This window comes from Pedobacter sp. UC225_65, assembly GCF_042698365.1.
In the GTDB taxonomy this organism is placed as follows: domain Bacteria; phylum Bacteroidota; class Bacteroidia; order Sphingobacteriales; family Sphingobacteriaceae; genus Pedobacter.
On the sequence record NZ_CP170550.1, the window covers coordinates 3,693,483 to 3,713,301 of the forward strand.

Sequence of the window (19,819 nt, forward strand, 5' to 3'; positions counted from 1 at the left end):
AGACATTAAAAAATTAACATAAACAAAATGAATTTTCCATCAGAATTAAAGTACACTAAGGACCACGAGTGGGTTAGCGTTTCAGGTAGCGAAGCTACAATTGGTATTACCGATTTTGCTCAACGTGAGCTAGGTGATATCGTTTATATCGATATTAATAGTGTAGGTACAGAAGTGGCTACAGAAGAAGTTTTTGGTACTGTAGAAGCAGTTAAAACAGTTTCTGATCTATTTATGCCGTTAACTGGTACTGTTTTAGAAATCAATGGCGATTTGAACGATAATCCAGAACTTGTAAATTCTGATCCATATGGCAAAGGATGGATGGTTAAGGTTACGATCAAAGATGCAGCAGAACTTGATGGATTATTAAGTGCTGACGATTATAAAGCTTTGGTTGGCGCCTAATTAATGAACAACTATAAAGCACTAAAATACCAGCGTTGGTCTATCGTATGGACATTTGTTATTTTAGTGCTTTGTAATATTCAATTGCCAGAAAGTAAAGGCGGCTCAGGCTTTTTCTTCGAGGGATTTGATAAGTTGGCACATTTGGGGTTTTTCTATGTGCTAACCATCTTATTGTTCTATGGCAAAATCAAATACCAGCACAGTTATCGTTTTCGCTCTCTCACCATTTTCAAAATCATTATCATTTCTGCCGTTATAGGCGGAGGAATAGAGTTGTTGCAATGGAAAGTCTTTACCTATAGATCTGCAGAGTGGTGGGATTTTGGATGCGACATGATAGGCGCCTTAATGGGAGTCTTTAGCTATATATTACTCCATAAATCAAACTTTAACGAACAAAAGGTTTAATTGCAATTAACTTTATTTTAACATCATTAATTGATAACAGCTTTTACTTCAGGTTCTTTTCATTAACACAATAAGCCAATATCTATCTTTAATAGGTCGTTAAGATGGTTTTTGCAGCTTAAATGTTTCTCCTTAAAAATGAGCTTGTAACGATAAAGTTAGTTGTATTTAAAATGTTACCCATATTTTAACACTTCTTAACAAACTTTTGAGGCTCACTGCAGTCTGATAGGGTAACTTTACAAAATTATAAATAGTACACAATGAAGAATTTTATACAAAAGTCGATACTTATTGCCCTCTTATTCGTAAGTTATTCTGCTGCTGCCCAAACTAAAGGTACAGTAACCGGTAAAGTATTAAGTAGCAAGGATAAATCTGCTGTAGAATTTGCATCAGTAGCCATCAAAAAATTATATGGCGATTCATCCGTTGTAGGTAGTGGTATTACTGGCAAAACAGGCAGTTTCTCTGTTAGTGATGTACCTGTAGGAAAATATAGATTATTCTTAGCCTTTTTAGGCTTGAAATCAGTAACAAAAGATTTCGAATTAACCGCTGCACAACCAGGATCAACTTTGGCGATCTGATGATGGAAGAATCTGGTTTAGACCTTAAAGAAATTGAGGTTAAAGGAGAAATTCCACCAGTTAAGGTTAAAAAAGATACCTTAGAATTTAATGCAGGCGCCTTTAAGGTAAAGGAAAATGCAGTAGTAGAAGATGTATTGAAAAAACTACCTGGTGTTGATGTTGCCAAAGATGGTAGCATTACTGCACAAGGTGAGAAAATTACGAAAGTAAGAGTAGATGGTAAAGACTTTATGGGTAACGACCCTTTATTGGCAACTAGAAATCTACCTGCTGATATGATTGATAAGATTCAAATCATCGATGACATGTCTGACCAGTCTAAATTCTCTGGTGTAGATGATGGTAACCGTGAAAAAATTATCAATATCACTACAAGACAAGACAAAAAGAATGGCTTTTTCGGTAACAGTACAGCTGGTTACGGTCAGGATAGTGATAAAGAAGACCGTTATGATGTGAATATCAACGTTAATAAGTTCAAGAACAATCAACAGATGTCGTTGTTGGGTCAATTCAACAATGTAAATAAACAAAGCTTTGGCGGTGGTGTTACTGGCGGCGGCGGTGGTGGTCGTGGTGGTAACTTTGGCGGCGGAGGCGGCGGTGGTCAACAACAAGGATCACAACTACCAATATGGCTGGTTTTAACTATGCCGATGTTTATAAGAATGGAACTACTTTTAACGCAAGTTATAACTTCAATAAAACCTCATTATACAATAACCAACATAGCTTTACCCAAAACTTATTGGGTAATACCACTACTACCAATAGAAGTGACCTAGAAAGTGAAACCAATCGTTTAAACCATAGATTGAACTTTACTTTGGATACAAAGCTGGATTCTACGATTTCATTTAGGTTACAGCCAAACATCACTTATACCAAAAATGATGGAACTAGTGATACACAATATACAAGAGATGTGCTGAGCAGCTCAACAAAAGGAGAGCAGAGTTATGATACAAAATCAACATCTCCTTCTATTAGCAATAACTTGTTGATCCGTAAAAAATTCCAACGTAGAGGTCGTACTTTATCATTAAATGTAAACACAAGCTACAATAAAAATGATGCGGATAACATCAACTATATTTTAGACAATACAACTATTGGAGGTGTAACTACACCAAAATTGACCAATCAGTTAAATGACCAAAACTCTAAATCGATCAGCAACAATGCAAGATTGGTATATACCGAGCCATTGAACAAAACCTTGAGTTTAGAGTTGAACTATCAGAATGGTTATGCTTTTGATAACCAACAACGTTTGGTTTACAACTACAATCCGGTAACCAATGAGTTTGATATTAAAGATCCTTTCTACAGTAACGAGTTTGAAAATACAACTTTGACCAACTCAGTAGGTTTTAACTTTAACAAAACAGAGAAAAAATACAATTGGCAAGTTGGTGCTGCAGTGCAGAATACAGACCGTAAAAATGTAAACATGACAAATGGTAATGTATTTAACCAGAACTTTACCAACATTACGCCACAAGCACAATTTAGATACAACTTTAGCAACAATAAACGTTTGAACATTAGATACAATGGTCGTACACAACAACCAAGTATCAATCAGATCCAACCTATTCCAGACAATACCAATACACAATCAATCGTGTTGGGTAATCCAGATTTGAAACCTTCGTTTACCAACAACTTATTTGTGATCTATAATAGTTTTGATTTTGCAAGTTTCCGCTCAATGACTTTAGGTGCTATTGTTAACCAACAGATCAATGCATTTGCAAATACAAGTACTTTGATCACTGATCCTACAAGTGTAAACTATGGTAAGATTGCACAAGGTTACACCAACGTAGATGGTAACTTTAGTGCCAACCTGTTTGGTAACTTAAGTCAACCAATTATCAAGGGTAACAAATTAACCTTACAGATCAACGCAAGCGGTAACTATAGTAAAAGTACCAACTTTACTAGTTCATTAGAGAATGTAACCAAAAGCTACTCGATTACAAATGGCTATAAATTGGTTTCAAACTTGGATAAATTGGATATGAATGCAGGTATTTCAGGAACAATGTTCCGTGATACGTATTCTGCTGCACAAAACAGCAATGCAAGATATTACACGTTAACGCCAAGCATTGATATCAGTTATTTGTTGCCAGGTAATGTTCGTATACAAACAGATGTGAACTATAATAAAGTTACAGGTAGGGGTGCTGGTTTTGATACAGAATATACTTTGATGAATGCTTACATCAGCCGTCAGTTCTTTAAAAACAAAGGTACTTTCAAGTTATCTGTAAATGACTTGTTGAACCAAAATACAGGTGTAACACGTAGTGGTGGTTCTAATACCATTACCGACTTAAACTTTAACGTATTGAAACGTTATTACATGGTTTCATTTACTTATTCGTTAGGTAGCATTGGCGGTAGAAGCATGGGTGGCATGCAGATGCCAGGCCAAGGCGGTCAAAGAATGAGAATGTAAGTCTAAAAAACATAAGCTAGAAAAGGCCATCAATTTTGATGGCCTTTTTTATTTTAAAAATAACTAATAAAATAGTTTGAAATCTACTAGGTATTTAGTTTATTTGTATAGAACCAAACAAACTAAACTAAACCAATCATGAAACTATTGTCTTTTAAACTTCTACTTGTTTTTTCCTTCCTCTTCATCAGTACTTTTACTTTCGCCCAAAAAGGCAACGTGAAAGGAAAGGCCATTGATTCCAAAACCAAAAAACCTGTAGACTATGCCTCGTTTGCTTTTAAAAATGTAAAAGACTCTACGGTGGCGGCCATGGGCGCTACGACTGCCGAAGGCATTTTTTCTGGCAAAGCCTTAGCTTTTGGGCAATATAAGCTCTATCTCGCCATGATTGGTTACAAACCTATTATCAAGGCTTTTGAGTTGACCAAAGAAAAGTCGGTTGTAGATTTTGGGGATATAGAAATGGAAGAAAGTGCAATTACCCTAAATGATATTTTGGTAAAAAGCGAGCTACTGCCCATGATCATTAAAAAGGATACCATAGAATTTGCTGCAGATGCTTTTAAGACCCAAGCTGATGGCAATGTTGAAGATCTGTTAAAAGTAATGCCAGGCATGGAGGTAGATAAAGATGGCAACATTACCTTTAACGGAAAAAAAATAGACAAAGTTTTGGTTGGCGGAAAAGATTTCTTTGGTAACGATCCAAAAACAGCTACCCAAAACCTACCAAAGGATATTGTGAAGAAAATCCAGGTAATAGAGAAGAAAACAGACGATGCAATTTTTAAAGGAATAGATGATGGCAAGCGGGAAAATGTATTGAACATTGAACTAAAGGATGATAAAAAGAAAGGTTATTTTGGAAATGCGCTGGCAGGGAAGGCCAATGGAAGTCTGTACGATGCCTCGTTTAACCTCAACCGCTTTAATGATAAGCGCCAGATTTCTATTATCAGTTTGGCCAATAACATCAATAAAACAGGCTTCTCTTTCAACGATTTGTCAGACTTTTTAGGTGGCGATGTGTTTGGTTCAGGTATGATCAATTCAGTATCGGTAGATGGAGCAGGTAATATATCTGTAGCTTTTGGTGGTGATGGCTTTGGTGGAAGTAGTGGTGGGGGTATCAACGATAACAAAGGGATTGGATTGAATTTTAATGATGAGTGGGGAAAGAATAAAAAACTGCCCAACAAGATCAGCTTCAATTACATGTTCAACAAGAACTATGGTGTCCGTCAAAGTTTAAGCAGCAGGTTAAATTTGTTGAGTCAGGATAGTTATTTCAATGATCGGAATACCGATGCTACCACAACCAGTATTCGCCATCGTTTGACCATGAGATTGGACATTCCGATAGATTCAACTGCAAAACTTCAGATCACCCCAAATTTTGGACTGAGTAGTGGAACCTCAGAAAATGCAGCTGTGTTTAGCTCTTATACACAAGCAACCCAACAAAATATCAATAAGGGAAATTCGCTCAATTCTAATGATAATAAAACACCTGGTTTTGGTGGTAGAATTGCTTTTAACAAAAAACTAAATAAAAACGGAAGAGGTTATAATATTAGTTTAAACGGTAATTTCAGCAATTCGGCATTGGATGGTTTAAATCTGTCAAACATCACTATTAATGATAATGGTGTGCCAACCTCTACTATCCTTAACCAGCTGATCGATCAATCTGGAGATGTAAACAGTTATGGGTTGAACTTAGATTATACAGAGCCCCTTACCAAAAAAATTAGGCTGAGTGCAAGTTATGGCTATAGTAAAAGAGAAGATATCATAGATAGGATGGTTTACGATTACAATACGGGGACTACTCGTTACGACCTGATCAATGCCGACCTGTCTCGTAGTTTACAGAACTTTAACGAAAGTCATGGCATTGGGCTGAATTTAAACATCGTACCTAATGAAAAGATGAGTTTAAGTGTGAACAGCACACAGCGATATGTAGCTTTAAGTGGGGCCAATCTGATGAACAATAAAAATGTAAATACAAATTTTGTGCTGCTCCAGCCCAATTTCTATTTTTCTTATAAAATGACTAAAACATCGAGCCTTTCGGTTAACGGAAGTCGGTATATGAATACGCCAAGTATTTCGCAATTACAACCTTTAACAGATAATTCAAACCCATTGCAGATCACTACAGGAAACCCTTTACTTAAACCTTCGGCAGAGAATTATCTCTCTTTAAGCTATAATCGGTTTAATGCGAGCTCTGGGAGCAGCATCAATTTTGGTCTAAGCTACACCAATACCGACAATAGTATCATCAACAATTCTATGTTAGATCCAAAAACAGGTATACAGACTACATTTTACGATAACATTGATGGCAATAGTAATTTTAATGCAAGGGTATCTGGAAGTTTCAGGATCAAAAGCTTGGGCGTAACGATCAACCCTAATTTTAACATCGCGACGTCAAAAAATACTTCCTTTTTAAATAGGGCTAAAGTTAAATCTTCAGCATTATCGTACAATTTTGGGGGTTCATTGAACTATGCCATTGGGTCCGACCTACAATTTTCAAACCGTATCAATGCAAGCATCAGGGACATAAGTTACGACTATAACAACTTGCCAGACGCCAAGTTTACCACCGTTTTCAATAACCTTAGCTTAACCGCCAGCCTGCCTTATCATCTTCGTTTTACCTTAACCAGTAATGTGGTTTATAACGCAAATGTGTCTTTAGGCGCTGATAACAATACCATACATACCGCCAATGTAAATTTTGAGAAATTGTTTTTGAAAAAAGCATTGAGCTTAAAAGCTACGGTTTCGGATGTATTTAACAACAGTAGAAACAGCAGCAGGTTTGCAAGTGATACTTATATTCTTGAAAGTGTAAACCTTGGCATGCGTAGGTATTTCTTGCTGACTTTGACTTATCGATTGAAAAAATTTGGAGCAGCAGCAGTTGGGGCACCAATGCCACCACCAATGATCCGATTTAACTAACCTCTTATTTGGATTTAATATAAATAAAGGGTAAATTGCGCCATAATTTTAATTATGAAGCTATCGCAATTAAACCCAGGAGAACAAGGAACTATAGTATCTTTTACAGATTTGGAAATGTCTGTAAAGTTGATGGAAATGGGCTGTTTGCCAGGTGAGATTGTTGAAGTTGAACGTTTTGCCCCACTTGGTGATCCCATCGCTATCCGCGTTGCAGGGTACCAATTGTGTTTACGTAAAAGTGAAGCATCTGTCATTATAATCCAATAGTACCTTGGCCGATATTAGAATTGCATTAGTTGGTAATCCCAATACCGGAAAATCTACCCTTTTTAACTTATTAACAGGGTTAAATCAGAAGATTGGTAATTTTCCAGGTATCACCGTAGATAAAAAGACCGGTTTTTCGAAACTGCCAAATCAGCAAACTGCTGAAATCATTGATCTTCCAGGTACCTATAGCCTGTATCCGAAAAGCAAGGATGAAAGTATTGTTTTTCAGGTATTGGCCGACAAAAATAATCCGAGCCACCCAGATATGGTGGTGTTGGTTGCCGATGCTACCAATCTACGCCGTAACCTGCTGTTGTGTTCGCAGGTAGCCGACCTGGGCTTGCCAATGCTGCTGGTGTTGAACATGACAGATATGGCCCAGAAGGAAGGGATTCAGATCAATGCAGATAAGTTGGCAGAGCGATTGGGGATTCAGGTGGTTGCTATTTCTGCCCGAAAAAATGAGGGATTGGAGAAGCTCAAGACAGCGATTGCCAATACATCTAAAGTCTGTACACAAGTAGCGAATATTGATGTCGATATTTTTGCACCAGAGGCCATTAAAGCCATCAAGGCAAAGCTTAATACCACAAATGATTATTATGCCTTGCAGGTATTGCACCAACATGAGCATTTGACATTTTTTACGCCACAAGAACAACAAGAAATTGAAGAGATCGAAAAAGGTAACGATTTCGAATCTTCTAAGATACAAGGTGCAGAAACCATTGCCAGATACCGTTATCTAAGCACCATTTTAAAAGATGTGGTGATCGATACCGGTGCAGCGAAGAAATTTAAGGTTACAGATAAATTAGACTCGATATTGACCAATCGTTTTTGGGGCTTCTTTATTTTCATCGCCATTTTATTCTTCATCTTTAATGCGATTTTCTCTTGGTCGGCCTATCCGATGGAGCTGATCGAGACTTCCTTTATCTGGTTAACAGATATGGGTCATGCACACCTGCCAGATGGCGTCTTGACCAATTTATTATTAGATGGCGTTTTGGCTGGTTTAGGTGGGATTGTGATTTTTATTCCTCAGATTGCCATTTTATTTGCCTTGATATCCATTTTGGAAGATACAGGTTATATGGCAAGGGTTACGTTTATGATGGACAAGATCATGCGTAAGTTTGGTCTAAGTGGTAAATCTGTGGTTCCTATGATCGGTGGTATTGCCTGTGCTGTACCTTCTATTATGAGTGCCCGTAACATCGAGAGCTGGAAAGACCGTATCATTACCATTATGGTTACACCTTTGGTAAGCTGTTCGGCCAGATTACCTGTTTATACCTTGCTGATCTCGCTCGTTGTACCGAATAAAATGGTCTTTGGCTTTTTAAGCCTACAAGGACTAACCCTGATGGCCATGTATGTGATCAGTATCGTTGCAGCCATTCTCGTAGCTTTGGTGATGAAATTTATCATCAAGGCCAAAGAAAAATCATATTTCATCATGGAGCTTCCGGTATACCGTATGCCACGTTGGAAGAATGTAATCTTTACGATGTACGAAAAGTCTAAGACCTTTGTTTTGGAAGCGGGTAAGGTAATTATTGCCATTTCAATTGTACTTTGGGTGTTGGCAAGTTATGGTCCGGGGAAACGTTTTGAAAACATCGAACAGAAATACACGACCATAGAATCGACTTCTACAGACAGTGTACAGTTGGCCTCCTTAGAAAGAGATAAGGCTGCAGAGAAGCTAGAAAACTCTTATGCGGGTATCCTAGGGCAAACGATAGAGCCGGCAATTAAACCACTTGGTTTTGATTGGAAGATAGGTATTGCTTTGATTACCTCATTTGCGGCAAGAGAGGCTTTTGTGGGTACAATGTCTACAATCTATAGTGTAGATAGTGGGGACGAAGATACCGCAACCATCCGCAATAAAATGCGCGATGCCAAAGATCCAGCAACAGGTCTGCCGATTTTTACTTTTGCCACTTCGCTTTCGTTGATGCTCTTTTACGCCTTTGCCATGCAATGTATGAGTACGGTGGCGGTAGTATATCGAGAAACCAAATCATGGAAATGGCCAATGATCCAATTGGTGTACATGACCGCAATGGCCTATGTAGCTAGTTTAATTGCCTATCAATTTTTAAAATAAATTTGGTTAAATTTACTGCTGTGGACAAAGTTGATGTATTAGCACAGTATATGCCTGCACCAGCGGCACCAATCATTGCCAAATGGATTGATTATTTTCAGTGCGAGTTTAAGATTTCAAAAAATAGGGCAACCAAACTAGGTGACTATAGGCATCCTTTTAAAAATAAAGGACATAAGATATCTGTAAACAATGACCTTAATCCCTATGCTTTTTTAGTGACTACCGTACACGAATTTGCACATCTTCTGACCTGGAATGACCATAAACACAAGGCCAAACCCCATGGCGCTGAATGGAAGAACAATTTTAAGCGAATGATGAATCCGTTTTTTGAGCTACAGGTGTTTCCATCAGATATCCATCAAACCATTGCGAATTACTTAGACAATCCTGCAGCTTCTAGCTGTACTGATCTAACTTTGGCCAGGGCATTAAAAAAGTATGACGCACAACTGTCTACCAGTAGAGTAGAGGAACTGCCCTTGTATGCTGTTTTTACTTTAAAGGATGGTCGGAAATTCGAAAAGGGAGAAAGAATTAGGAAAAGGTATAGGTGTGTTTGTTTAGACAATGGCAATACCTATCTTTTCAATCCATTGGCCGAAGTATTGTTAGCTACAGGTACATAAACAGCCTCTTGGTCTTTGATGACCCAATTGATCTTTAATTTCTGATCTTTAAAATCGATTGGCTTATTTAAAAGGCTATCTATAAAGGCGTCTTTTTGGTTGACCAGAATACTGGCTGTATAGTTGTTTTGTAACCTGCTTCTTAAAACAATATACCTCGAATCGGGATAGGTTGTAATGCTCTCAAAAACCATATCAAATTTATCAGTGCCATTGATCATATCAGCTAAGGTTTTTACATCTTCCAAATGGCTTTGATCGGTCGTATTATTTTGACTAAGAGGTAGATTGACAAAAGGTAGAGATTTGATTTCTGTTTCTGCTGATGCACTTCGATCTTCTATCCTAAATATGGTATTGTTTCTTAGGTAAGTTCTAGATTGCTTAAAAACATTTCCATCTTCATTACTGAGTTGATTATTCATGGTTTCAAAGATCAGGCTGTCATTCCTCAAATAATATTTCTTTAGATTGTTGCTGATCCCACCATTAAAGGCATGTTCTACCATTAAAATGGGCTTGTTGTGTAGGCTATATTTTTCTACATAAAAGGAGAGGTCGCCAAGCATATAGACTAAACTTGTGGTTTTTTCTAAAACGTTTAGGCTTTTATCTATAGAATCAGCATAATGCAGAATTGATTTGGCCGTAAGATCTGTGGCATGCTCATCTCCAAGTCCAGCCTGTGGATGATCAGCCTTAAACTGCTTACAGCCCATTAGTGTACTAAATATGCCTATTGTAATTAAAAAATATACACTTTTCATAGCACGCCCTTATATTGTGAAACTCAATTAGGTGTAGGCTATTATCGTGCCAATGCAACTTTATGATTTATAATAGGCAACAATAGGGTTATAAATATTAATTAATTGAGAGTTAAAATATGCTGATGGGCCAGCGTGGTAGGGCTGCATAAGAAAATTTTACAGGATGTTGTTCTTTTAATAAGCCAATATTTTTTCTACAGCTTCACTTAATCTGCTTTTAGCCAAAAAATCATCCTCCAAAACCTTGCTCATTGGTATAGCTGTATCTAAGCTGGCACAACGCATTACTGGAGCATCTAAGTCTTGGAAAGAGTTTTCGGCGATCCAGGCAGCCAATTCAGCCCCAAAACCGCTACTTAGCGTATCTTCATGTAAAATAATTACCCTGCCCGTGGCTTTTACCGCTGCAGCTACGGCTGCTTTGTCCCATGGTTGTAAACTTACCAGATCAACTAAAGTCGCTGAAATTTCTGGGTGGTTGTTTAAATAGTCCAAAGCCCAATGTACACCTAAACCATAAGTAATGATGGATAATTGTTCACCTTGTTTTAAGATATTGGCCTTACCAATCTCTACGGTGTAATAACCACCAGGTACTAAACCACTCAAACTGCGATACAGATACTTGTGCTCAAAATAAATAACTGGATTGGGGTCTTCAATGGCAGCAATCAGTAAACCTTTGGCATCATACGGGAAAGCAGGATATACTACTTTTAGCCCAGGGGTTTTGGTAAACCAAGCTTCATTACTTTGCGAGTGGAAAGGGCCAGCACCAGTACCTGCACCGGTTGGCATCCGTACAACCACATCGGCTTTTTCGCCCCAACGGTAATGGGTTTTGGCCAGGTTATTTACAATCTGATTGAACCCACAAGTTACAAAATCTGCAAACTGCATTTCTACTACTGCTTTATAACCATTGATAGAAAGGCCTAAGCCCGCTCCAACAATTGCCGATTCGCAGATAGGTGTATTGCGTACCCTAGCCTTACCAAATTGAGCTACAAAGCCATCTGTAATTTTAAAAGCACCACCATATTCTGCAATATCCTGCCCCATGATCACTAGGTTGTCATAACGTTGCATGCCTTCCCGTAAACCATCGCTAATGGCATCCAGATACCTTTTTTCGGTTTGTGCCGAGCCTGGCAGACTTTGTTGTGCTTGATAAGGGGCGAACATATCTGCCACTTCAATTGCAGTATGTGCCTCTGGTTCTGGCTCATTAAATGCTTCTTCAACATCGTGCTCAATCTGAGCTTTATATTCGCGTTTGATCGTAGCGATCAATTCTTCATTAAGGATGTTTTCGGCAACCAGATAATCTTCGAAATTCTTTACAGGACTTTTCTTTATCCATTCGTCAAAAAGGTGTTGAGGGACATATTTAGTGCCTGAGGCTTCTTCATGCCCACGCATCCTGAAAGTAAGGCATTCAACCAGAACAGGACGAGGATTTGCCCTGATACTTTCAGCAAGTTCACTTAGTTTATCATATACTTCCAAGATATTGTTGCCATCTAATTGGATGCCTTCAATACCATAACCGATTGCCCGATCTACCAGATGTTTGCAGTTAAATTGCTCATTAATAGGAGTAGAAAGGCCATAGCCATTATTTTCGATCAAAAATATCACAGGCAAGTTCCAAACAGAAGCTACGTTAATGGCTTCATGGAAATCGCCTTCACTTGTTGCACCTTCACCCGTAAAGACCAAGGTAGCCTGTTTTTTATTCGCAATAAGATCAGCCAAGGCGATACCGTCAGCTAAGGCCATTTGTGGTCCAAGGTGCGAGATCATGCCGATCAATCTTATAGTCTTGCGTACCAAAATGAAAAGAACGGTCGCGACCTTTGGTAAAGCCCGATAACTTACCTTGCCATTGCGCCATCAATTTCTTTAAAGGAATATTCCTACTGGTAAATACCCCTAAGTTACGATGCATAGGTAGGATATACTCTTCGCTTTGCATGGCTAAAGTACTGCCTACGGCAATCGCCTCTTGTCCAATTCCAGAAAACCATTTGCCAATTCGACCTTGACGTAAAAGAATAAGCATTTTTTCTTCTACCATGCGGGGATAAAGTAAGGTCTTATAAAGTATTAAAAGACGATTGTCATCTTTATCTTTTCTGTCAAATTGCATCATATCTGGTTAGCTTGTAGGTTATTGATTGTAGACTTATAATTCCCGATTTTTCTGGTGTTCTTCCCATTGTTTAGAGAAAGATTTAGGGGCAATTTCGGGCATATCTCTATACTTTCCCCAACTTTTCTTGAAGAATTTTTTAAGGAAGAAGTTTTTCAGTTTGCCACTCACCATGTCCATCAAAGCGCGTTTGCTCATTCCTTTTTTCCATAAACTCCAACCAATCTCTTCCATTTTAGAATTATCGTGTTGGCTGGCCGCATCTCTTCTGTTGAGCAACAACATTTTATGGATGTCTATTTTTACTGGGCAAACTTCAGAGCATTTGCCACATAGACTTGAGGCATAACTTAAGTGTTTAAATTCTTTCATCCCTTTAAAATGAGGAGTGATGATAGAACCAATCGGGCCACTGTAAGTTGTATTGTAGGTGTGTCCACCAATGTTTTTATAGACTGGACAGGCATTTAAGCATGCACCGCAGCGGATACAGTATAAAGCTTGTCTTTGTTCTTTTTGGGCCAATAAATTGGTGCGGCCATTGTCTAAAAGCACCACATACATTTCTTCTGGTCCATCTGTTTCATTTGGCTGTCTCGGTCCACTTAAAATGGTATTGTAAACCGTTAAGTTTTGTCCAGTACCATGACTGGCTAATAAGGGCCAGAACAGGTCGAGGTCGGCCATAGAAGGGATGATTTTTTCAATGCCTACTATCGCAATGTGTATTTTAGGAAAAGTTGTACATAAACGGGCATTGCCTTCATTTTCTGTCAGGGCAATACTGCCAGTATCGGCAATCAAAAAGTTCCCACCAGAGATGCCTATATCGGCTCTTAGGTATTTTTCTCTTAATAATTCTCTTGCTTTTTGGGTCAGTTGTTCTGGTGTGGCATCTACAGCTGTCCCAAATTTTTCGTGGAAAAGCTGTGCAATTTCCTCCTTGCTCAAATGCATGGCCGGCGTTACAATGTGATAAGGCTTTTGACCCAACAATTGTACAATATATTCGCCTAGATCACTTTCTAGCGATTCGATATCATGTTTTTCAAGAAACTCGTTCAAATGAATCTCTTCAGTTGTCATCGATTTAGATTTGATGACTGTTTTTCCACCATTTTTTTGGATGATGTTGAGAATCTCTTTTTGAGCTTCCTCAATGTCATTTGCCCAAATCACCTTTCCACCTCTTTTTTGGAAATTGGCTTCAAATTCAGGTAGAAACTTATCCAGATTTTCCATCACACGCCATTTGACCACGTGTGCTTTTTTCTTAGATGCTTCTAGATTTTCAAATTTTGACAGACCTCGCTCTACGGCAACATTGTATTTCCCAATGTTATGGTTAATGGTTTTACGATGTGGTAAGTCAAAAGCCTTTTCATCAGCTTTTACCAAGAATTCTTCCGCAGTATTGATCATGTCCAAATATACAAGCCTAAAGCTTAAAGACCAAAGTTTTCAATTAACAGTTGTCGGTTCGCCGTTTTCAGTTTGTTGGTTCATTCGTTATTTGTTCATTAGGGAATACCGAGCACTCGGTATCAATAGTTCATTTAATGCGCATAGCTGCAAGACCAAAAGTAGTTTAATGTTTCTGTTGGGAAAGTTTTGGACAAAAAAAATCCCGATAGCTTTTGACTATCGGGATGATATTTTTAAGATGGTCTATTTATTTTTTGGTGCCATCCAAGTTCTTGTCAACTACAGGACGGTTAGGTCTGTTGGCCAATTCCCATGCTGTATAATAAGTTAAATGCGCACGTTTGGCCAATAGGTCAAAGTTGATTTTGCTTACTTCATCACCTGGTCTGTGGTAATCTTGTTGTAACATACCATCGTAATAGAAAATAACTGGAATACCTAATTTGGCGAAGTTATAGTGGTCTGAACGTGTATAGATTGATTGACGATCTTTAGGGTCGTCATACTTGTAATCTAAAATCATATTGGTATACGTTTTGTTGATTTTTTCACTTAAATCACCCAATTCGGTACTTAATCTATATGAACCAACAGAATAGATATAATTAGCACTATCTGGTTTATTTAGATATTCTTCACCGATACGACCAATCATATCTGTGTTCAAATCAGCAATTGTGTTTTCTACTGGGAAAACTGGGTGCTCTGAATACCACTCAGAACCTAACAATCCTTTTTCTTCACCTACAACGGTCATGAATAAGATACTTCTTTTTGGACCTTTACCAGCTTTTTTAGCTTTAGTAAAAGCTTCAGCCAATAACAATACACCGGTAGTACCAGAACCATCATCGTCAGCACCATTGTTTACTTTATCTTTAGCATTAGGATCTTGTACCAAGCCAATATGATCATAGTGACCAGTGATGATCAATACTTCATTTTTCAACTTCGGATCAGAACCTTCTAAGTAACCCAATACATTTTCTGCTCTAACATCGGTTTCTTTGCTAGCTGCGCTAAATTGAACAGGAACGTTCAATACTACAGTTGCAGGTTTTAAGGTTTCAGCAATTTTTTTCTTTACATCATCAACAGTAGTATTTGCGCCAGCCAAAATCTGGTTGGCCAAGCTTACGCTGATGTTTACAGTTGGCAATGAAGCTGCTGTAGCCATACTTTTGATTCTCTCTGTAGTTTGAAGATATGGATTGCTGTTTTGCAGACGTGCCTTCATTTGAGGAGTCATGGTCTCGATGTTTGGGTCAATTACCAATACACCAGCAGCTTTTTGTTCAATCAGGTATTTGATTTTGTTTTGTAGACTTCCAACGCTTGATGGTGCTCTTCTTGTTCCTGGCGCTGGTGCTGGAGCTGGTTTTGCTACTGGATCACCACTGTTGAAAATCATTACAACTTTACCAGCCACATCTTGTCCAGCATAGTTGTTAAATTCCTCTTTATTTAAGCCATAATCAGCAAAAATGATAGAAGATGCCTTAATATCATAACCTTTTGCAGGTACGGTATTTGTTGGCATATAAAAATCTTTAAAGCTTTCTTTAGCTTGTCCGTTAACTACTAGGTCAGATTTGGTAAGGCTGATCGAAGCATAACCTAATTTCTGGAAATAAGGATCACTACTGCCTTTTACCGGGCCTTTTAATCCAAAACTTTGGAATTGCTTTTTGATATATTCTGCAGCCATCCAAGCACCTTTTTTACCGGTCTCTCTGCCTTCGTATTCATCAGAAGCTAAAATCGAAAGATGGTCATAACCTCTTTGTTTATTGATCGTTTCGCTAAACTTTACTGCATCAGGGTTTTTCTGAGCCATCGCACCCATACTCAGCATTACTGCTAGGCCGGTGTATAGAAATTGTTTTTTCATCAGTTATTATTGTTTTTGTTCGAGTTGTTTTTATTGACGCAAGAGCTTTTTAAAGCTCAACACATAAGCAAAAAATACTTATGGTGGTTATATTGGTTTTGTTTTTATTTAACAAGATATCTTATCTACCCTTTTTTCATGTCTGCCGCCTTCAAAAGCAGTTGACAAAAAGGTATCGGCCATTTGTTTAGCTAAGTCAGTAGACACAAATCGAGCAGGGATGCAGATAATGTTTGCATTGTTATGCTGTCTAGCCAAAGCAGCTATTTCATTCTCCCAGCAGATTGCTGCTCTGATCTGTTGATGTTTATTTGCGGTAATGGCCACGCCATTTGCACTTCCACATACTAAAATACCAAAATCAAAATCTCCACTTTCTACTGCATTGGCAACAGGGTGGGCAAAATCAGGATAATCTACAGAATCTGTAGCATAAGTACCAAAGTCTTTAATCTCATGGGCAGTTAAGTGCGCTTTTAAGATTTCTTTGTAGTCATAGCCAGCATGGTCTGCACCAATGGCTATTTTTAATTTGTTTAACATAGGCATTTTCAAATTTATATAGAATTATGGAGCTTACGCGTAAATTTTTTGTTGCGCTAATCATTTCGTAACATTAAGTAAAAAGGAGTACCTGATTACAGCTACTCCCTTTTTTCAGCGTGGTAAATATAGTGATGATTAGCTTTTATAGAATAAAGCTTCGGCTTTTAATTTTTTTCGTTGGATGTTAGCCGAAATCATGATACTCATTTCGTATAGGAAGAAAAGCGGTATAGCCACAATCATCATGGTAAAAGGATCGGCAGTAGGGGTTACCACTGCTGCAACAATTAAGATTAAAACAGCAGCATATCTTCTATGTTTTCTCATAAACTGAGGGGTCATTACACCCAATTTAGAAAGGATAAAGATCACCACCGGTAATTGGAAAATAATTCCAGTTCCTAGGGTTAGGGTAAGTACTGTAGAAAGATATGAATCAATGGTGAAAGTATTTTGAATACTTGGATCAACCGTAAAATTGATCAAGAAATTAATTGACCAAGGCGCAATAAAGTAATAACCAAACAAAACACCTGATAAAAATAAAATTGAGGCAAATGCCACAAAACCTTGCGAAGATTTTCTTTCATTCTCTAATAAGGCAGGTTTAATAAATAGCCAAATTTCAAATAAAAGGTAAGGTACACCTAAAATAAATCCTGCCATGATACAAGAACTCATTTGTAGGGTAAACTGACCGGCCATTTCCGTGTTGATAATTTTTGCATCAATTTTGGTGATACAAAAATCCTGACCAATGGAAGGAAACATCGCCGTTAACTTACAGCCCATTTGATAGGTCCAAAATTTAGGGTCTATTGGCCCCATTATAATTTTGCTCCAAATAAAATCAGAAAAGTAGAACGCAACCATGGTCAACACAGTAACTACAGCCAGTCCTCTCAATAAATGCTTGCGTAATACATCAATATGGTCAAAGAAGGACATTTCGGCCTCTAAACTTTTTCCTTTATTTTTAATAGAATCAATTAGATCCTGGGCTTTGTTCTCGCTCATTGAAATTATTTGTAAACAAAAATACCATTCTGTTTGATATAGAATGGTATTTACGATTTAAATCTAAGAAAAGATTATATTATTCTGAAAATTCGAAAGTCTCCATAAATTTAGTGGTAAAATTACCTGCTCTAAAATTAGGATCCTTCATCAGTTTCAAGTGAAAAGGAATGGTTGTTTTTACACCTTCGATCACAAATTCGCTTAAAGCACGTTCCATGGTACAAATGGCTTCTTCGCGGGTTTGAGCCACACAGATCAATTTGGCAATCATCGAATCGTAGTTTGAAGGAATCTGATAGCCTGCATAAACATGTGTATCTACACGGACACCATGGCCACCTGGCGAATGGAAATTGGTGATTCTGCCTGGTGATGGTCTAAAGTTATTAAACGGATCTTCAGCATTGATACGACACTCAATTGCATGCATATTTGGCACGTAGTTATTGCCTGATATCGGAATACCAGCAGCAACTTTGATTTGTTCTTTGATCAAGTCGAAGTTGATCACCTCTTCTGTAACTGGATGTTCTACTTGAATACGGGTATTCATCTCCATGAAATAGAAGTTACGGTGTTTGTCTACCAAAAATTCTACGGTTCCTGCACCTTCATAATTTACCGCTAGGGCACCTTTAATGGCTGCTTCACCCATTTTCTCACGCAATTCTGGGGTCATAAATGGAGATGGTGCCTCTTCAACCAGTTTCTGGTGACGGCGTTGGATTGAACAATCTCTTTCAGATAAGTGACAGGCCTTTCCGTATTGATCACCAATAACTTGGATCTCAATGTGACGTGATCTTCGATGTATTTTTCTAGGTATAAGCCATCGTTACCAAAAGCAGCTCCAGATTCCTGACGGGCACTATCCCAAGCATTTTCAAATTCTTCGTCTTTCCAAACAATACGCATCCCACGGCCACCACCACCGGCAGTAGCTTTTAAGATTACTGGATAGCCCATTTCGTTGGCTATTTTAATGCCGTCTTTAACGCTTTCCAATAAGCCTTCAGAACCAGGAATGGTTGGTACACCCGCAATTTTCATGGTTTCTTTGGCCGATGATTTATCGCCCATGCCATTGATCTGCTCTGGCGTTGCACCAATGAATTTAATTCCGTAGTCGCGGCAAACAGAAGAAAACTTTGCATTTTCTGATAAGAAACCATAGCCTGGATGGATCGCATCGGCATTGGTCAATTCTGCTGCTGAAATGATATTTGGAATACTTAAGTAAGAATCTTTACTAGGAGGGGGACCTATACAAACAGCCTCATCGGCAAAACGTACGTGTAAACTCTCTCTGTCTGCAGTAGAGTAAACAGCAACCGTTTTGATGCCCATTTCCTTACAAGTACGAATGATACGCAAAGCGATTTCGCCCCTGTTGGCAATTAATATTTTTTTAAACATAATTTTTACGTTTGGGATCACAGCAATTTAATTGATTACGCGGATTTGGTCTGCGTGCTCAAATCGATATGATCAAATTATAATCTGTGTTTCAATTATAATTAAATAGGTTCTACTAAGAATAATGGTTGGTCGTACTCTACTGGTGAAGCATTGTCTACCAATACCTTAACGATACGGCCAGAAACTTCGCTTTCGATTTCGTTGAATAGTTTCATCGCTTCGATGATACAAACCACTTTACCAGTACCAACCTCATCACCAACATTTACAAATGAAGGTTTATCTGGGCTTGATGAGCGGTAGAAAGTACCGATCATTGGCGATTTAATGGTGATATATTTTGATGTATCTTCAGCTTCTGGAGCGCTTGCTGCTTTTGTTTCTGCAACTGGTTGTGGTGCTGCTACTGCTTGGGCTGCTACAGGTTGTGCGGCAACTGGTGCAGGTATAGCTGCATTTACATAAACAGGTGCCTGGTTAGTTTTGATTGTAATTTTGAAGTTCTCTTGCTCAATGGCAACTTCATTTACTCCTGACCGAGAAACAAATTTAATGAGTTCCTGAATTTGTTTGATATCCATTCTTTTGTGGTTATGTTAAAAAAATTGGTGGCTTATTGATTAACTAAGTTATAGTTTTTTTGTTTTATTTTTATAAAGAGTGAGGGAATAGTTAATGGGTAATAGGCGATGATCTAGGAGT

General features: G+C 38.1%; 15 protein-coding genes and 2 pseudogenes. 9 read left to right on the plus strand and 8 right to left on the minus strand.

Annotation, left to right across the window (positions count from 1 at the left end; genetic code table 11):
- Window positions 1–27: 27 nt before the first annotated feature.
- From gcvH to ACFJIZ_RS19540, 9 genes are all read left to right on the plus strand, one after another.
- A complete protein-coding gene (gene gcvH, locus ACFJIZ_RS19500) occupies window positions 28–408 on the plus strand; it encodes a glycine cleavage system protein GcvH (protein ID WP_379087952.1) in 381 nt (126 codons plus the stop codon).
- Window positions 409–411: 3 nt separating this feature from the next.
- Entirely contained in the window at window positions 412–819 is a 408-nt protein-coding gene (locus ACFJIZ_RS19505) for a VanZ family protein (RefSeq protein ID WP_379087954.1), read from the plus strand.
- Window positions 820–1,082: 263 nt separating this feature from the next.
- Window positions 1,083–1,409 (plus strand): carboxypeptidase-like regulatory domain-containing protein, encoded by a 327-nt coding sequence (locus tag ACFJIZ_RS19510; RefSeq protein ID WP_379087957.1) that lies wholly within the window; start codon window positions 1,083–1,085, stop codon window positions 1,407–1,409.
- Complete coding sequence (locus tag ACFJIZ_RS19515; protein WP_379087960.1) at window positions 1,409–2,197, plus strand: hypothetical protein; 789 nt, start codon at window positions 1,409–1,411, stop codon at window positions 2,195–2,197. Before ACFJIZ_RS19510 ends, ACFJIZ_RS19515 begins: the two co-directional genes overlap by 1 nt.
- A gap of 140 nt (window positions 2,198–2,337) precedes the next feature.
- A complete protein-coding gene (locus tag ACFJIZ_RS19520; RefSeq protein WP_379094137.1) occupies window positions 2,338–3,882 on the plus strand; it encodes an outer membrane beta-barrel protein in 1,545 nt (514 codons plus the stop codon).
- A gap of 138 nt (window positions 3,883–4,020) precedes the next feature.
- Complete coding sequence (locus tag ACFJIZ_RS19525; RefSeq protein WP_379087963.1) at window positions 4,021–6,867, plus strand: outer membrane beta-barrel protein; 2,847 nt, start codon at window positions 4,021–4,023, stop codon at window positions 6,865–6,867.
- Between the two features lie 54 nt (window positions 6,868–6,921).
- Window positions 6,922–7,137: a ferrous iron transport protein A gene (locus tag ACFJIZ_RS19530; protein WP_379087965.1), complete on the plus strand. Its 216-nt coding sequence runs from the start codon at window positions 6,922–6,924 to the stop codon at window positions 7,135–7,137.
- A gap of 13 nt (window positions 7,138–7,150) precedes the next feature.
- Window positions 7,151–9,259, plus strand: coding sequence for a ferrous iron transport protein B (feoB, locus tag ACFJIZ_RS19535; RefSeq protein ID WP_379094140.1), 2,109 nt, complete (start codon window positions 7,151–7,153; stop codon window positions 9,257–9,259).
- Window positions 9,260–9,309: 50 nt separating this feature from the next.
- Window positions 9,310–9,891 carry a SprT-like domain-containing protein gene (locus ACFJIZ_RS19540; RefSeq protein WP_379094143.1) on the plus strand — a complete coding sequence of 194 codons (582 nt, stop codon included), beginning with the start codon at window positions 9,310–9,312 and terminating at the stop codon, window positions 9,889–9,891.
- On the opposite strand, the gene ACFJIZ_RS19545 is transcribed toward ACFJIZ_RS19540, so the two are convergent.
- The 8 genes and pseudogenes from ACFJIZ_RS19545 to accB form a co-directional block, all read right to left on the minus strand.
- Window positions 9,843–10,658 carry a hypothetical protein gene (locus ACFJIZ_RS19545; protein WP_379087968.1) on the minus strand — a complete coding sequence of 272 codons (816 nt, stop codon included), beginning with the start codon at window positions 10,656–10,658 and terminating at the stop codon, window positions 9,843–9,845. The genes ACFJIZ_RS19540 and ACFJIZ_RS19545 overlap by 49 nt on opposite strands.
- Before the next feature lie 177 nt (window positions 10,659–10,835).
- Window positions 10,836–12,813: pseudogene (locus ACFJIZ_RS19550) on the minus strand (thiamine pyrophosphate-dependent enzyme).
- Window positions 12,814–12,849: 36 nt separating this feature from the next.
- Entirely contained in the window at window positions 12,850–14,238 is a 1,389-nt protein-coding gene (locus ACFJIZ_RS19555; protein ID WP_379087971.1) for a LutB/LldF family L-lactate oxidation iron-sulfur protein, read from the minus strand.
- Window positions 14,239–14,488: 250 nt separating this feature from the next.
- Window positions 14,489–16,132, minus strand: a complete 1,644-nt coding sequence (locus ACFJIZ_RS19560; RefSeq protein ID WP_379087974.1) for a M28 family peptidase — start codon at window positions 16,130–16,132, stop codon at window positions 14,489–14,491.
- A gap of 108 nt (window positions 16,133–16,240) precedes the next feature.
- Complete coding sequence (rpiB, locus tag ACFJIZ_RS19565) at window positions 16,241–16,675, minus strand: ribose 5-phosphate isomerase B (protein ID WP_379087977.1); 435 nt, start codon at window positions 16,673–16,675, stop codon at window positions 16,241–16,243.
- 138 nt (window positions 16,676–16,813) lie between these two features.
- Window positions 16,814–17,695: a twin-arginine translocase subunit TatC gene (tatC, locus tag ACFJIZ_RS19570; protein WP_379087979.1), complete on the minus strand. Its 882-nt coding sequence runs from the start codon at window positions 17,693–17,695 to the stop codon at window positions 16,814–16,816.
- Between the two features lie 79 nt (window positions 17,696–17,774).
- A pseudogene (gene accC / locus ACFJIZ_RS19575) lies at window positions 17,775–19,114 on the minus strand (acetyl-CoA carboxylase biotin carboxylase subunit).
- Between the two features lie 101 nt (window positions 19,115–19,215).
- Entirely contained in the window at window positions 19,216–19,698 is a 483-nt protein-coding gene (gene accB / locus ACFJIZ_RS19580) for an acetyl-CoA carboxylase biotin carboxyl carrier protein (protein ID WP_379087981.1), read from the minus strand.
- Window positions 19,699–19,819: the final 121 nt, after the last annotated feature.

What these genes read in the sequence shown, in the direction of transcription:
- gcvH (WP_379087952.1), top strand. Translation starts at nt 28, where the DNA reads ATGAATTTTCCATCAGAATTAAAGTACACTAAGGACCACGAGTGGGTT.
- ACFJIZ_RS19505 (WP_379087954.1), top strand. Translation starts at nt 412, where the DNA reads ATGAACAACTATAAAGCACTAAAATACCAGCGTTGGTCTATCGTATGG.
- ACFJIZ_RS19510 (WP_379087957.1), top strand. Translation starts at nt 1,083, where the DNA reads ATGAAGAATTTTATACAAAAGTCGATACTTATTGCCCTCTTATTCGTA.
- ACFJIZ_RS19515 (WP_379087960.1), top strand. Translation starts at nt 1,409, where the DNA reads ATGATGGAAGAATCTGGTTTAGACCTTAAAGAAATTGAGGTTAAAGGA.
- ACFJIZ_RS19525 (WP_379087963.1), top strand. Translation starts at nt 4,021, where the DNA reads ATGAAACTATTGTCTTTTAAACTTCTACTTGTTTTTTCCTTCCTCTTC.
- ACFJIZ_RS19530 (WP_379087965.1), top strand. Translation starts at nt 6,922, where the DNA reads ATGAAGCTATCGCAATTAAACCCAGGAGAACAAGGAACTATAGTATCT.
- ACFJIZ_RS19540 (WP_379094143.1), top strand. Translation starts at nt 9,310, where the DNA reads ATGCCTGCACCAGCGGCACCAATCATTGCCAAATGGATTGATTATTTT.
- ACFJIZ_RS19545 (WP_379087968.1), bottom strand. Translation starts at nt 10,658, where the DNA reads ATGAAAAGTGTATATTTTTTAATTACAATAGGCATATTTAGTACACTA.
- ACFJIZ_RS19555 (WP_379087971.1), bottom strand. Translation starts at nt 14,238, where the DNA reads ATGATCAATACTGCGGAAGAATTCTTGGTAAAAGCTGATGAAAAGGCT.
- ACFJIZ_RS19560 (WP_379087974.1), bottom strand. Translation starts at nt 16,132, where the DNA reads ATGAAAAAACAATTTCTATACACCGGCCTAGCAGTAATGCTGAGTATG.
- rpiB (WP_379087977.1), bottom strand. Translation starts at nt 16,675, where the DNA reads ATGTTAAACAAATTAAAAATAGCCATTGGTGCAGACCATGCTGGCTAT.
- tatC (WP_379087979.1), bottom strand. Translation starts at nt 17,695, where the DNA reads ATGAGCGAGAACAAAGCCCAGGATCTAATTGATTCTATTAAAAATAAA.
- accB (WP_379087981.1), bottom strand. Translation starts at nt 19,698, where the DNA reads ATGGATATCAAACAAATTCAGGAACTCATTAAATTTGTTTCTCGGTCA.